The sequence below is a fragment of the Nonomuraea sp. NPDC001636 genome, assembly GCF_040298265.1.
Classification (GTDB): domain Bacteria; phylum Actinomycetota; class Actinomycetes; order Streptosporangiales; family Streptosporangiaceae; genus Nonomuraea.
Window position 1 is genome coordinate 142,936 of the sequence record NZ_JBEOZT010000011.1, and the last position, 13,906, is coordinate 156,841.

The following is a 13,906-nucleotide window of genomic DNA, read 5'->3' on the forward strand; positions in this document are numbered from 1 at the left end:
CCTAGGCGTCACACGGCGGCCGGCACGGCGGGCTCGGCCACGCGGTGCCGGCCGTCGGCCGCACGGGACGCGCGCGACACCCGGGCCAGCGCCAGGAAGGAGACCAGCAGGCAGGCGGCGCCCAGCGGCATGAGGTCCTTCTCCACGAACGGCACCATGACGTCGGCGACCACCAGGACGGGCGTCCACGCCTTGACGCGGCGCTGGACGGCGAGCTGGAGGACCAGGCCGATCTGGGCGACGAAGAACAGCAGCGGCCCGAAGTCGTAGACCACCTGCTGCACCCCGGGAACCGACTGGACCTGGTCGAAGAGCACGCCCATCGCGGCGTGGTCGGCCGAGCGGAACCCCACGACGATGTCGATGGCGAACTGGGCGATCAGCGCGGCAATGCCGACATGTCCGGCGACGGCCAGCCCTGTCGCCACGCGGCCACCACCGGCCAGCCTGCGCATCTCGCGGAAGGTCACCGCGAAGAACGCCAGGGCGCCGATGAAGGCCAGGTGCCCGGTCGTCCAGGCCAGGCCGGGGCCGCGGCTGCCGTCCAGGCCGTCCAGGATGCGGAGGACGCCGTAGGCGAAGGTGAGCACGGGGGCGGCGACGAAGGCGATGCGGGGGTTCATCTCGTTGACTCCTTAGCGGTGATGACCTCCCCAATCCTGGTTCTCCGCGGCCTGCCGGACATCGCCGGAGCGGGCGAAGTCCCGTCTCGCTCCTGAGTGGGAGGCGGGACTCCACCTCCCTCCCGAGAGTGATCATCCCCCGGCCGGCGCCTCGTGGGCGAGGGCGGCGGTGAGGCGGTTGCTGAAGCGGGCGAGCAACCCGCTCTGGGACGTCTCGGAGACCATCCGGCCGACGAACGGGGGGATGCGCCAGTTGGCCGGGCTGCGCCGGGCCAGCCTGGACACCAGGTTGACGTGCGGGTAGCGGGCCCGTTCGTAGGCGCGCAGCCGTTGCGCCGGGTCGCCGCCCTTGGCCAGCTCGCGGCCGAGCACCCACACGTCCTCCAGGGTCTGGTTGGCGCCCTGTCCGAGGGTGGGCGGCATGAGGTGGGCGGCGTCGCCGAGCAGGGTGACGCGGCCCTTGCCCCACTCCCGGCGCACCTTCTGCCAATGGTGGCCGAAGAAGTCGAGGTCGGCCTCAGACGCCTGGGCGAGCAGCTCGGGGACGGGCGACGCCCAGTGCCCGAAGCGGCGCCGCAGCTCGGCCAGGGGCGCGGCCGGGCGCGGCTCGCCGGGGGCCCAGCGCACGTCGAACCACCACTGGAGCTTGCCGTCACCGGCGGGGATGATCCCGCACGCCCCCTCCCGACCGGTGATCATGAGGTGCAGGTGGGTGCGGGCGAGGTCGATGTCGATCCGGCTCAGGGCCTGCCAGGTGCCGAACGTGGCCGTCCGGATGGGGTCGTCGCCCCACAACTCGCGCCGGACGACCGAGTGGTGGCCGTCGGCGCCGATCAGCAGGTCGCCCGTGGCCGTCGAGCCGTCCTCGAAGGTCGCGGTCACCCGATCGCCGACCTGGGTCACGGTCCGGCAGGCCGTGCCGTAGCGGATGAGGTCGCCGGGCAGCCCGTCGGCCAGCCGTTCCAGCAGGAGACGGCGGGAGACCGACTTGTTCGGGAAACCGTAGAGCGCGGCCGCGTGGGCCATGTCGGAGGTGAGCCGCAGCCGGCCGTCCGCGGTCAGCGCGTCGATCCGGTCGAACCGGCCGCCGACGCCGTCAAGGGTGACACCGAGGTCGTGCAGCACCGCGGCGCCGTTGCTGAAGATGCTCAGCCCGGCGCCGCCCGTGCGCAGGGCGGCGGCCTGTTCGTAGATCCGCACCTGGTGACCGGCGGCGAGCAGGCTGCGCGCGACGGCCAGGCCGCCCACGCCGGCGCCGATGACAACAACGTCCATTTTATCTCCAAAACGAAGTTACTTCGATTCAAAGATACATCGCTGTGAAGTACATTGGGGCGAGTGACCGACAACCACCCAGAAGCGGACGTCTACCGCGAGTTCCTGATCGCGGTCATGCTGCACATCGAGGCGATCGCCGACCGGCTCGGCGTGCACCACGTGGACGTGGCCGCGCTCATCCTGCTGGAGATGCGCGGCCCCCTCCCGGTGGGGGCGATCTCGGAGGAGCTGGGGCTGCCGTCCGCGTCCGCGACCCGGCTCATCGACCGTCTGGAGAAGGCCGGCTACGTGCGGCGGGTACGCGGCGAGCGCGACCGGCGCACGGTCACGGTGGAGCTGCTGGAGGGCGGCATGGCCGAGTACCACGCCACCCGCGTCACCTCCGAGCGGCACCTGGAGCAGATCCGCGGGCAGTTCACGCAGGAGCAGTTGCCGCTGATGCTGGGCCTGCTCGCCGGGGTCGCCCGCGCCTACCGCTCGGCCACCAGGGAGATCCGCGAGCAGTCCGGCTGAGACGCCCCGGCCCGTGGCGTCAGGGGGCGTCGCCGGCAGTGTCGTCAGCGCGGTCGTCGGCGCGGTCCACCTCGTCGGCGAAGGCGAGGACCCGGGTGTTGACGCGGTCGGGGAACTCGCCGTTGAGTGCGTGGGAGGCGTCCGGCCACAGCTCGACGACGCCCCGGGCGAGCAGGCGGCGGGCCCGCAGGGCGGCCTTGCGCGGATTGTGGATGATGCTGCGCCCGGCGATCAGCGCGAGCACCGGCGCGCCGAGCCCGGCCACCTGGTCGTCCGCGGGGTACGCAGGCGGCGGCAGGAAGGCGGTGAAGTCCCGCATCCCGGCCGAGATCAGGTTGGCGACGGGCTCGTCGGCCGAGGCGTCGGCCCCGCCGGAGATCCAGCTCAGCAGCTTCCTGCGCCACGACTCGGGGAAGAACGGCACCACCGAGCCCAGCGAGAAGACGACGACCTTCCAGGTGATCCGGCCGAACAGGTTGGCGGGATCGAGCACGCTCACCGAGGCGATCCGTTCCGGCACGCGCAGGGCGAGGTGGAAGGCGCTCCACCCGCCGATGGACACCCCGACGAGGTGCACCCGGGCGAGGCCGAGCCGGTCCAGCAGTTCGGCCAGCCAGGTCGCCTGGTCCTCCGCGCTCGTGAACGCCCGGGTCTGCACCGACAGGCCGGGCTCGCCGAGCAGGTCGACGGTGTAGACCGGCCGCCGGGCGACGAGGCCGGCCAGGTTCGCCTCCCACATCGGGGTGGCCGAGGTGCGCCCCGGCAGCAGGAGCAGCGGCACGCCGTCGCCGCCGCCGAAACGGTAGACCCGGACGGTTCCGAAGCCGGTCACCACGTCGTGGGTCTGGGCGGGGTCGGGGAGCTGGGCCATGGCGTCGTCGTAGGCGTTGCGGTAGCGCGCGAAGGCGGCGGCGTCGCGGAAGTGGCCGAGCCGCCGCGCGCGGAACGCGGCTCCGATGTTGGGTTCCACAAGATCGTTCACGTGCGGGATCCTTCGTTCGCCCTTCGCGATACGATCGTATCGCCATAACGTCACGATACACTCGTATCGCAAAGAGAGGGGGGCCGTGCCGAAGCAGGTGGACCACGCGGCGCGGCGGGCCGAGCTCGCCCATGCCGCGCTCAGGCTGTGCGCCCGTGACGGCCTGGCCGGGGTGAGCATCGGCGGGGTCGCGCAGGAGGCCGGCGTCTCCAAGGGGCTCGTGCAGCACTATTTCGGGGCGCGGGCCGACCTGATGCGGGCCAGCGCGCAGCTGCTCAGGCGGGAGATCGAAGGCCATGTCCGGGCGGCGCTGCGGGAGGCCGCCGGGCCGGCCGACACGCTGCGGCGCACGCTGCTCGCCGTCGTCGAGCTGGGCTCGCGCGCTCCCGTGCTGCTGCTCGCCGGGCACGCGTTCCTGGCCACGGCCGTCACCGATCCTGACGTGCGCGAGCTGTACCGGGCGGGCGGCGACGCGGTGCACCGCGAGATCGCCGCGCTCGTGGCCGCCTCTGCCGCGGACCCCGGCGTCGAGGCGGGCGCCGAGGCGCACGTGCTGCTCGCGCTCGCCCGCGGGCTGGCCGATGGGGTGCTGGTCGGGGAGCTGGGCATCGCCGAGGCGACCGCCGTCCTCGACCACCAGCTCCGCCGGCTCGGCCTCCCGGCGGGCTCCTGACCGGACGCCGCGGGCGGCCCAGGGAGATCCTCCGCCGGGCCGCCCGCGCCGCTCTCATCCGCCGATCGCGGGCATGTCCTCCGGTACGGTCTCCGCCGCCGCCTCCGGCCTGGCCGCCGCGAGCAGCTCCACCAGCCGGTCCGCGATCGCGGAGATGGTGGGCTGCTGCCACTGCAGCGTCGCGGGGAGCCGGCAGCCGAAGCGCTTGTCCAGCCGCCGCCGGACCATGACCGTCATCACCGAGTCCAGCCCCTGCTCGACCAGGGGACGGCGGACCGCCAGGTCCTCGGGGGCCAGCCGCATCACGGCCGCGATCTCCGCGCGCACCTCGGGCAGGACGCGCTCGCGCAGGCCCTCCGCCGTCAGCCCGGCGAACGACTCCGCGGGCCCGCCCAGCTCCTCCTCGGCCGGGACGGGCGCGTCGATCACCGGGTAGCGCAGCCCCGTGAGGTGCCCCACCACCCGGCCGTCCGGGTCGGCCAGCAGCGCCCGCACGGTGTCGTCGGCGGCCCGGTCCACGGCCGCGTCGATGACCACCGTCGCGGGCGGGGCGCCGGTCAGCACGACCTCGTCGATGTGCACGACCATGCGCAGCATCGGATCCCCGGGGAACACGCAGGGCGCCACGGACATCGCCGCGTCCAGCGCCGGGGCCCAGCTCTCGGCGTCCCCGGTGCGGACGGTGGCGCGCAGCGCGCCGTCGCCGCCCAGCAGCGTCTCGATCGTCCAGTCGAAGCCCGTCGAGGGCACGCCGACGGCGGCCAGCCGCCGGTGCACGAACCCGGGGTCGATCGGGGTCAGAGCGCCGGCGTCGGGCAGCACGTCGGGCTTGACCTGGCCAGGAGCGGCCACGTCGGCGGTGACGTGCACCAGCCAGGCCGGTTCCGGCTCGCCGGGGCCGGCCGGCGTGCGGGCCGCGAGCCGTACCGCCGGAGGCTCGTGCACGACCTGGACCTGCCGGCGTTCCGCGGTCATCAGCGGATGCGTCATCTCCACGCCGGTGAGCGTGACGTCCTCGTCCTCGGCGGCGTGCAGGAACGTGTTGACCAGCACGGCGGCGGGCACGATCTCGACCCCGTTGAGGGTGTGGCTGCCCGGGTAGGGCCGGTTGGCGTCCTCCAGGCCGGTCCGCCACACGCGGGTCCGGCTGCCGGCGAGGCTGGTCCCGGCGCCGAGCAGGGTGTGGGAGCGCACGTCGTGCCCGCGGTTTCCGTCGTCGCCGGAGTCCTCGCGCCAGTGGCGGCGGTGCTGCCAGGCGTACGGCGGCAGGTCGGCGAGGCCGCCGTACGGCTGCAGCCGGTTCCAGTCCACCTCGACGCCGTGACAGTGGGCCGTGCCCACCGCGGCCAGGAAGGCCGGCAGCTCCGGCTGGTTCCGGCGCAGCGAGGTGCCGACGAACACGTCCTCGAAGCCGTTCTCCGACAACGTCTCGGTGACGGAGTGGGCGACCACCGGGTGGGGGGAGATCTCCAGGAACACGCGGTAGCCGTCCTGCGCCGCGGCCGTCGTCGCCGCGGTCAGCCGCACGGGGTCACGGAGGTTCGCCGCCCAGTACGCGCCGTCCGGCACGGGCGTCGCCCGGGGGTCGGCCAGCGCGGTCGTGTACATGGGGATGCGGGGCGCGCCGAACGACAGGTCGGCGACGGCGGCGGCCAGCTCGACGGCCAGCGGTTCCATCTGCGGGCTGTGGAAGGCGACGTCCGAGGCCACCCGCCGCACCACGATGCCCTCGGCCGGCCAGTCCTCGACCACCGCCTCGACCGCGACGACGTCGCCGGACAGCACGGTGGAGCCCGGCGAGGACGAGATCGCGGCCACCAGGTCGGTCCGCCCGGCCAGCCGCTCGGCCGCCTCCTCGAAGGACAGGCCGACCATCACCATGGCCCCCTTGCCCTCGGCCTGCCGCAGCAGCCGCGAGCGGCGGCAGATCAGGCGGGCGCCGTCGGCGACGCTCATCGCGCCGGCCGTCACCGCCGCCGCGATCTCGCCGACGGAGTGGCCGATGACGGCCCGGGGCGCGACCCCGTACGCGTTCCAGAGCCGGGCGAGGCCCAGCTGCATCACGAAGATCATGGTCTGCACGCGGTCGATCGTGTCGAGGTCGCCGTCGGCCAGGACCTGCCGCGGCGAGAAGCCGATCTCCTCGGCGAAGATCGGCTCCACCTCGTCGACCAGGGACGCGAAGTCCGGCACGGCGAGCAGCTCCCGCCCCATCCCGCGCCACTGGCAGCCCTGCCCGGAGAACACCCAGACCGGCCCGGGGCCGAGGTCGGGCAGCACGTCGCCGGTGAGGACCGCCTCGGCCGGCACGTCGTCGGCGAGCCTGCGCAGGTGGGCCGCCAGCTCGTCGCCGTCCGTCCCGATCACGACGGCGCGGCGGGGCAGATGGGTGCGCCGCAGCGCCAGCGTGTGCCCCGCCGACGCCGGGTCGACGCCCGTCCCGAGGTGATCGGCGAGCCGGCCCGCGTACTGCCGGAGCGCCTGCTCCGACGCGGCCGACAGCGGGAACAGCCGCTCCGCGCGGGGAGCCGCCTCCTCCTGCGGGGGCGCGTGCCGGGCCGGAGGGGCCTGTTCGAGCACGATGTGCGCGACCGTGCCCCCGTACCCGAAGCTGGAGACGCCCGCCCGGCGCGGGTGGTCGCGCTCCGGCCAGGACGACCGCCGCGTCACCACGCGCAGGCCCGAGGACTCCCACGGGACGGTCGGGTTGAGGGAGGACAGCACGCTCGGCGGGATCTCCCCGCGGTCGAGGGCGAGCACCGCCTTGATGACGCCGGCGATGCCGGCGGCGCCTTCGAGGTGGCCGATGTTGGACTTGACCGAGCCGATCAGGCACGGGTCGCCGGGAGGCCGCCCCGCGCCGTACACCGAGGACAGCGCGCCCGCCTCCAGCGGGTCGCCGAGCCGGGTGCCGGTGCCGTGCGCCTCGACGTAGTCCACGGTGGACGGCGCGACGCCCGCCTGCCTGCAGGCCCGGGCCATCACGTGCTCCTGGGCCTCGCCGCACGGCGCCATGATGCCGTTGGTGTGCCCGTCCTGGTTCACGGCGCTGCCGATGACCAGCGCGAGCACGCGGTCACCGTCGCGCTGCGCGTCCGACAGGCGCTTGAGCACGACCACGCCGCAGCCCTCGCCGCGGCCGTAGCCGTCGGCCGCCGCGTCGAACGACTTCGACCGCCCGTCGGGCGCCAGGGCTCCGGCGGTGCCGAGCGTGAGCGTCTGGCCGGGCGTGACCAGCAGGTTGACGCCGCCGGCGAGGGCGACGTCGCTCTCGCCGAGCCGCAGGCTCTGCGCGGCCAGGTGCAGCGCGACCAGCGACGCCGAGCAGGCGGTGTCGATCGCCATGCTGGGGCCGCGCAGGTCGAGGGAGTAGGAGATGCGGTTGGCCACGGCGCAGGTCGCGGCGCCGATCCCGGTCCACGCCTCGATCCGGGGCAGGTCCTCCAGCAGCCGGCCGCCGTAGTCGGCCGTGCAGACGCCGACGAACACCCCGGCGTCGGTCCCGGCCAGCTCGTGCGGCGGCAGCCCGGCGTGCTCCAGGGCCTCCCACGCGGTCTCCATGAGGATGCGCTGCTGCGGGTCCATCAGCTCGGCCTCGCGGGGCGACAGGCCGAAGAACTCCGCGTCGAAGCCCTTGATGTCGCTCAGGAAACTGCCGTGCCGTACGGCCTCGCGCAGCGCGGCGGCGTGTTCGGGGCTCCGGGTCTCGTAGCCGCGCCAGCGTTCGGCGGGCAGCGGCCCGGTCGTGTTGCGGCCGGCGCACAGCAGGTCCCAGAACTCGTCCGGCGAGTGGACGTCGCCGGGGAGACGGCATCCGATCCCGACCACCGCGACTGGTTCCACCCGGGCTCCGCGCGGAGTGTCGACCATCTGCGTTCGTTTCCCTTCGATGTCAGGCCCAATGAGGAGTTTCGAGGATTTCGAGCACGGCGCCGGAGACGGTCACCCCGGGCCCGGTGCCGAGCATGAGCAGGTGGTCGCCGGGGCCCAGCTGCCCGGTCGCGAGCAGGTGGTCGAGGGACAGGACCTGGTCGCCGGCCCCGCAGTGGCCGATGGTGCGGCCGTAGTCCCAGGTGGAGCGGGACATGGGCAGGTCGACCACGGCCATGCAGCGCTGTTCGACGATCTCCTCGGAGTAGTTCATGAACGCCACGCGGGTCAGGTCGCGGGCCTCGATCCCGCTCTCGTCCAGCAGGCGCTCGACGATCTCCATCAGCGCCCGCTGGATGTTGAACAACGCCGCGCCGGCCTCGCCCTTGGGCATGACCTGCTGCCGGAACTGCTCGTTGCGGGCCGCGAAGCTCATCCGGCGCCCGACCGTGACGCCCGGCGGGAACAGCGGTTCGCTGCCCCGGTGCAGTTCCTCGGCCTCGGCCACCGTCGTCGTGCAGACCGACGCCAGGCGGGCGAACCCGCGGTCCTTGGTGAGGACGAGCGCGGCGGCGGCGTCCCCGCCGATGTAGCCGGGGCCCATCCGCCACCGGTCCATCAGCGGGGTGCCGTAGTTGTCGGCGGCGACCAGCAGGGCGGCCTGCCTGCCGGGCGCGGCGGCCAGGTGACCGGCCGCCAGCTCCAGGGCGATGAACATGCCGTTGCAGCCCTGCCGGATCTCGGTGGCCAGCACGTCCCCGCCGACGAGGTGTCGTTGCAGGTAGGAGTGCGGGGGCCAGCCGTCCGGGCCCTGGTGCCAGGTCGAGGCGTACAGGAGGAGATCGAGGTCGCCCGGCGCCCGGCCGCTGCGCTTGATCGCGCTGCGCGCCGCGTGCAGGGCCATCTCCGGAGCCGGCACGTCGCCGGCGACCACCGTCCCCGCCAGGTTGTGCAGCTCGGCGTCCTCCGCCGGGTACCAGCCCTTGGCGACGGCCTTCTCGACGCTGACGACGGTCCTGGGCAGGTAGGTGCCCACGCCGCCGATGTAGGTGTCCGCGTACCGCATGACTTCCGTCCTCGTCCCGGCTAAGCGGATCGGAGTTCTCTGACCATCGTCACGATGGTCGCGACGTCCCTGAAGTTCTCGGGGTCGAGCATGGCGGCGGTGACCCGGACGCCGACGTCCTTCCTGAGGAAGTTGAGCAGCCGCGCCGTGCGCAGGGAGTCCAGGAGGCCCGACACGAGGAGCGGGGTCGTCTCGTCCACCTTGACGTCGTCGCCGTCCAGGACGAGGTTGTCCTGGACGAAGTCGACCAGCCGCCGGGTGAGGTCGTCGCTCACGCGCGTGCCCCTCTCGTGACGGGAGCGGTGGACAGGACCCGGAACGCCGCCGCGGCGACCGACGTGCCGGAGCCGAAGCCGACCATGAGCAGGTGGTCGCCGGGCACGAGCCCGCCGGTCGCGATCAGGTGCTCGAAGGCGATGAACTGGTCGACCGCGCCGCAGTGGCCGACGCGCCGGCCGTAGTCCCAGGTCGTCTGGTCCTCGTCGATGCCCAGCCAGGACATCTGCCCGTCCAGGTCCTCGCGGCGGCCGTGCGGGAAGGCCACCCGGGTGATGTCGGCGAAGCCGATCCCGGCCTCGTCCAGGGTCTGCTCGACCTGCTGCATCATCGTCTTCTGGATCGTCAGGTGGATGCCGGTGCCGTGCGCCTTGAGCAGCCGCTGGCGGAACTCCTCGTGCCGGTCGCCGAAGCTCAGCCCCCTGCCGACGGTGGCGTCCGGGGGGAAGAGCGGGTAGGCGCCGTCGTTGACCGCGTCGGCCTCGGGGATCACCGTCATGTTCACCGACAGCAGCTCGGCCATGCCGTAGTCCTTGCCGAGGACGAGCGCCGCGGCGGCGTCGCCGATCAGCGCCCCGGGGGTCATCCGCCAGCGGTCCACCAGCGGAGTGCCGTGGTTGTCGGCGGAGACCACCATGGCCGTCCGCCGGTCGGCGGCGGCCTGGAGGTAGCTCGCCGCCAGCTCCAGCGAGCTGATCATCCCGACGCAGCCGCTGCGGATCTCGTGCGCCGGCACGCCGCCGCCGAGGAGGTGCATCTGCAGGTAGTGCTGGGGCTGCCAGCCGTTGGGGCCCTGGTGCCAGACCGACGGGTAGAGCAGCAGGTCCAGGTCGCGCGGGGAGGACTCGCCCCACCGCTCGTACGCGTCCAGGACCGCGAGCCGCGCCATCTCCGGCGCCGGCATGTCGCCGGCCACCGCCGCGCCGATCTGCCGGTACTTCTCGGCGTCCGCGGCCGGGTACCAGCCTTCGCGGACGGCCTGCTCGACGCTCACGCTGTCAGGCACGTAAACGCCCAGGCTCCTGACGAACATGTTGGGTGTACGCACACGCCCCCTAACTCATCGACGAATCCCGGACAACGGCCCGCGCCAGGGAAAAGCGCTTATCCGATTTATTTCCGGCCAGGAGTCACGTGGCCCCCGGCCGGTCGGTGAATACGACGGTAAATGAGCCGGCGGGCCGTCCCGGGTAAGGATAGGGGCGGCCCGCCGAATAACGCAATAAGGTGATCCGCGACCTTCCGTGACCGAGGCTCGACGGAACGTGGCGCAATATGGGAAAGCCGCTATTCAGCTCCCCGCCGCGGATTCGCCGAATAAAATTCGGGAATCCGCGGCGGCGGAACGGGGGTCGGCTCAGGCGGGCACTCTCGTGCAGACGATGTTGTTGAGCTTGAACTGGGCGGGAATGTCGTTCGTCCCGGTGACGGACGCCGAGAAGCCGAGGCTCTGGCTGGAGCCGGGCCCGATGTAGGTGTTGGTGCCGGCGTCGCGGGCGGTCACCTGCGTGCCGGTCTGGGTCACGGTGGCGTTCCAGGCGTTGGTGATCAGCTGGTTGCCCGACCAGGCCCATGTGGCGGTCCAGCCGTTGATGGGGGTCGTGCCGGTGTTCCTGATGGTCAGGCTGCCGTTGAACGCGCCGTTCCAGACCTCGGTGGCGTAGGCGACCTCGCAGGAGGTGCCCATCTTGAGCCCGCCGCGCAGGAAGGTGGTGAAGTTGGGCCAGGTGGGGTCGAGGGTGCCGGTGCCGACGGTCTCGCCGCAGTTCTTGGTGGTGCGGACGGTCTGCGTGCCGTAATGGGCGGGGTCCATGACCTGGGGCATCATGTGGTCGGCGCCGGGCACCGAGACGAAGGTGGCCGTCCCGCACTGAGCCTTGATCTTGTTGTAGAGCAGGACGCTCTGCCCGTGCGGCACCAGGAAGTCGGCCTGGCCGTGCAGGAACATCAGCGGCGGGTCGTTGGCGTCGACGTACGTCATCGGGTTGGCCTGGGCGACGGTGGCCGGGCAGGTCTGGATGGGACAGCCGACCAGGAGGGACTCCGGCGAGGCGGGAGAGTTGTGGTCCAGCCCGCCGGTCGGCAGGTTCTGGGCGTTCATCTGCAGGAAGTCGGTCGGGCTGTAGAAGGCGAGGCCCGTCTGCACGGCGCTGGAGACGCCGGTCGTGCCGATGGCGCCCTCCAGCGCCGGCACGCCGCCGGACAGCGTGGCCATCTCCGTCAGCCAGCCGCCCGAGGAGTCGCCCATGATCGCGAATCGGTTGGGATCGAGCTGGTACGTGGCGGCGTTCGCACGCAGCCAGCGGATCGCCGCCTTGATGTCGTGCACCTGGGCCGGGAAGATCGCCTGGGCGCTGGAGCGGACGCTGACGCCGGCCACCGCGAAGCCCAGCGGGTTGAAGATCGCGGCGATGGCGTCCGCGCCGGCTTTGCCGTCGTCGCTGCTCCACGCCGAGCCGGTGTGCCAGATGATCAGCGGGCGGGGCGTGATGCCGGTGGCGGGCAGGTAGAGATCCAGCAGATGCCCTCTGCTGCCGGCCGGTTGCGCGGGCGCGTAGGCGATGTCGGTGATCGTCTGCGTCGCGTGTGCCGGCGGCGCGAAGGCCGCCGGCACACCGACGGCGGCCAGCACGGTCATCGCCAAGCCGACGGCGGCCGTGCGGATTCGAGCTTGCATGGTGCGACTCCGGTTGGTCGGATGGTCGCCGCTTCCCGGGTGGCCGTCCGTGTCTCGTTCGATGGCAGGGCGGCCGTGATGAGCACGCCGACCTGTAGCGCCTGCGAGAACAACGTCCTGTTCGAGTGTCGCGGCTCACATCGATATGGGCGGGGAGACGATATGACACCTACGCGACGATGGTCAAAGTTTTCGAAGTTTCGTTTCATTTAGAACGGGAAAGCGGCATAAATCGTACTTTGGGGCTGTAAGGCGCGGAGACGGCCCCAGATCATCCATGGCATGCACAGGCGGTCGGATACACCCCCACGGCGTCTTTCACGCCGATGAAAGTTTCATCACCCGGCGGCCGGCGATTCCGCCGCGACAATCCCGCCGGAGCCGTGAGTGATAATGTCCACCGACATGATCTCCCCAGTCGCAGGAGGACGAATGCGAAAGGCACGCGCTGTTCTCGTCTCGGCCGTCATGGTCCTTGGAGTGTCGCTGACGATCGGCGCCGCCCCGGCGAACGCCGAGAGACTGGCGGGCGTCTTCAGGGAGCACGCGGAGTGCGAGCGGATCGGCACCCAGGGCGTCGACCAGAACTGGTGGGACGACTATTCATGCCAGTGGGAGAGCAAGTACAGCTATTACTTCCTCTACGCCTGACCCCGTGAGACGCACGCTCCCCGGGCCCGCGGACCGAACCGGGGGCGCGTGCGTCCCCGGTTAGGCCCTCTCAGCGAAGGGTGGCCAAAGTGCTGAGGGGGTTGTCCAGGAGGCCGGCGAAGGCGAGTTCGGCGGCCCCGGCGAGCGTGGTGTCGTCACCCAGGGCCGTCACGGCCAGGCGGACCCGTTCCCGCGACACCGGCAGCACGTGCGCGTCGATCCGGGCACGCACGCGCGGCTCGGCGCCCGGATAGACGTCGCGCAGCATCCCGCCGAAGACCACGAGCGCCGGGTTGAACAGGTTGATCAGGTTGACGACGCCGACGCCGAGCCAGTCGCCGACGCGGTCGAGGGCGTCCCGCGCTTTGGCGTCACCGGCCCGGGCGAGGGCGACGACGGACCGGATGCCGTCGCGGCCGACGAGGTCGCCGGACCGTCCCGCGTAGTCGAGCAGCGCCTCCTCCCCCACCTCGGCCTCCAGGCAGCCGCGCGACCCGCACAGGCAGGGCCGGCCGTCGAACGGGTTGACCAGCATGTGCCCGAGTTCGCAGCCGTAGCCGGTGTCGCCGTCCAGGAGTTCGCCGCCGACGATGATCCCGCCGCCGACGCCGACGTCCCCGTGCAGGTAGACGAGGTTGTCGGCGTCACGTCCCGCGCCGCGCACGTGTTCGGCGATCGCCCCCATGTGCGCCTCGTTGCCCACCTCGACGGGCAGCCCGAGGCCGAGCCCGGCGCCGAGTTCCGCGCCGAACGCCTGGTCCACCCAGCCGAGGTGCGGCCCGTACCGCACGGTGCCGTCGGTCCGTCTGATCAGCCCGCAGTACGAGGCGCCCACCCCCACGCACAACGAGCCCGGCGCCGCCCCGGCGACCAGCTCGCGGCCGAACGCGGCCAGCACCCCGACGACGTCCTCCAGGTCGACCCCGGCGCGGGCGCGGACGGCCTCCCTGCGGTCGAGGACCCGGCCGCCCAGCCCGACGCGGGCCGCGACCAGCCGGTCCACGGCGACGTCGAACGCCAGCCCGTACACCGTGCCCTGCTCGGGCATGACGACGATGGACGGCCGCCCCGCCCGGCCCCGCCCGGCCGGCACGCCCTCGCGGACGAGCCCGGCCGCGGCGAGTTCGGCCGTCAAATCCATGATGGTGCTGCGGTTGAGGCCCATCCGGCGGCCGAGCGCGGCGCGTGACACCGCCCCCTCGTTGTGGACGCGCCGCAGCACCTCGCTCAGGTTCCGCTGCCGTATCTGCTCCTGCGTGCGCACGCCCACCGCCGATCCCGTCATTCCCGTCACCCT

Annotated in this window: 12 protein-coding genes; 3 read left to right on the forward strand and 9 right to left on the reverse strand. The window is 72.6% G+C overall.

Features of this window, described 5'->3' with window-relative positions:
* Positions 1-8 precede the first annotated feature (8 nt).
* Both ABT158_RS22225 and ABT158_RS22230 read right to left on the reverse strand, forming a co-directional pair.
* Positions 9-623 (reverse strand): hypothetical protein, encoded by a 615-nt coding sequence (locus ABT158_RS22225; RefSeq protein WP_352356128.1) that lies wholly within the window; start codon positions 621-623, stop codon positions 9-11.
* Positions 624-755: 132 nt separating this feature from the next.
* A complete protein-coding gene (locus tag ABT158_RS22230) occupies positions 756-1,898 on the reverse strand; it encodes an FAD-dependent monooxygenase (protein WP_352356130.1) in 1,143 nt (380 codons plus the stop codon).
* Positions 1,899-1,961: 63 nt separating this feature from the next.
* Between ABT158_RS22230 and ABT158_RS22235 the strand changes: the two genes are divergently transcribed.
* A complete protein-coding gene (locus ABT158_RS22235) occupies positions 1,962-2,414 on the forward strand; it encodes a MarR family winged helix-turn-helix transcriptional regulator (RefSeq protein ID WP_352356132.1) in 453 nt (150 codons plus the stop codon).
* 19 nt (positions 2,415-2,433) lie between these two features.
* On the opposite strand, the gene ABT158_RS22240 is transcribed toward ABT158_RS22235, so the two are convergent.
* Positions 2,434-3,396, reverse strand: a complete 963-nt coding sequence (locus ABT158_RS22240) for an alpha/beta fold hydrolase (RefSeq protein WP_352356134.1) — start codon at positions 3,394-3,396, stop codon at positions 2,434-2,436.
* A gap of 85 nt (positions 3,397-3,481) precedes the next feature.
* On the opposite strand from ABT158_RS22240, the gene ABT158_RS22245 reads away from it, so the two are divergent.
* Entirely contained in the window at positions 3,482-4,069 is a 588-nt protein-coding gene (locus ABT158_RS22245) for a TetR/AcrR family transcriptional regulator (RefSeq protein ID WP_352356136.1), read from the forward strand.
* Positions 4,070-4,123: 54 nt separating this feature from the next.
* Here the strand turns inward: ABT158_RS22245 and ABT158_RS22250 are convergent, their stop codons facing one another.
* The 5 genes from ABT158_RS22250 to ABT158_RS22270 form a co-directional block, all read right to left on the reverse strand.
* Complete coding sequence (locus tag ABT158_RS22250) at positions 4,124-7,912, reverse strand: type I polyketide synthase (protein ID WP_352356138.1); 3,789 nt, start codon at positions 7,910-7,912, stop codon at positions 4,124-4,126.
* Between the two features lie 49 nt (positions 7,913-7,961).
* Positions 7,962-9,005 (reverse strand): ketoacyl-ACP synthase III family protein, encoded by a 1,044-nt coding sequence (locus ABT158_RS22255; protein WP_352356140.1) that lies wholly within the window; start codon positions 9,003-9,005, stop codon positions 7,962-7,964.
* A 20-nt stretch (positions 9,006-9,025) separates the two neighbouring features.
* Positions 9,026-9,280 (reverse strand): hypothetical protein, encoded by a 255-nt coding sequence (locus ABT158_RS22260; protein WP_352327657.1) that lies wholly within the window; start codon positions 9,278-9,280, stop codon positions 9,026-9,028.
* Positions 9,277-10,287 (reverse strand): ketoacyl-ACP synthase III family protein, encoded by a 1,011-nt coding sequence (locus ABT158_RS22265; RefSeq protein ID WP_352356142.1) that lies wholly within the window; start codon positions 10,285-10,287, stop codon positions 9,277-9,279. Before ABT158_RS22265 ends, ABT158_RS22260 begins: the two co-directional genes overlap by 4 nt.
* Positions 10,288-10,638: 351 nt before the next feature.
* Positions 10,639-11,958: a cellulose binding domain-containing protein gene (locus ABT158_RS22270; RefSeq protein ID WP_352356144.1), complete on the reverse strand. Its 1,320-nt coding sequence runs from the start codon at positions 11,956-11,958 to the stop codon at positions 10,639-10,641.
* A 432-nt stretch (positions 11,959-12,390) separates the two neighbouring features.
* On the opposite strand from ABT158_RS22270, the gene ABT158_RS22275 reads away from it, so the two are divergent.
* Entirely contained in the window at positions 12,391-12,609 is a 219-nt protein-coding gene (locus ABT158_RS22275; protein WP_352356146.1) for a hypothetical protein, read from the forward strand.
* 70 nt (positions 12,610-12,679) lie between these two features.
* Here ABT158_RS22275 and ABT158_RS22280 read toward each other — a convergent pair whose 3' ends face one another.
* Positions 12,680-13,894, reverse strand: coding sequence for an ROK family transcriptional regulator (locus ABT158_RS22280; protein ID WP_352356148.1), 1,215 nt, complete (start codon positions 13,892-13,894; stop codon positions 12,680-12,682).
* Between the last annotated feature and the right edge of the window lie 12 nt (positions 13,895-13,906).

What these genes read in the sequence shown, in the direction of transcription:
- ABT158_RS22225 (WP_352356128.1), bottom strand. Translation starts at nt 623, where the DNA reads ATGAACCCCCGCATCGCCTTCGTCGCCGCCCCCGTGCTCACCTTCGCC.
- ABT158_RS22230 (WP_352356130.1), bottom strand. Translation starts at nt 1,898, where the DNA reads ATGGACGTTGTTGTCATCGGCGCCGGCGTGGGCGGCCTGGCCGTCGCG.
- ABT158_RS22255 (WP_352356140.1), bottom strand. Translation starts at nt 9,005, where the DNA reads ATGCGGTACGCGGACACCTACATCGGCGGCGTGGGCACCTACCTGCCC.
- ABT158_RS22270 (WP_352356144.1), bottom strand. Translation starts at nt 11,958, where the DNA reads ATGCAAGCTCGAATCCGCACGGCCGCCGTCGGCTTGGCGATGACCGTG.
- ABT158_RS22275 (WP_352356146.1), top strand. Translation starts at nt 12,391, where the DNA reads ATGCGAAAGGCACGCGCTGTTCTCGTCTCGGCCGTCATGGTCCTTGGA.
- ABT158_RS22280 (WP_352356148.1), bottom strand. Translation starts at nt 13,894, where the DNA reads ATGACGGGATCGGCGGTGGGCGTGCGCACGCAGGAGCAGATACGGCAG.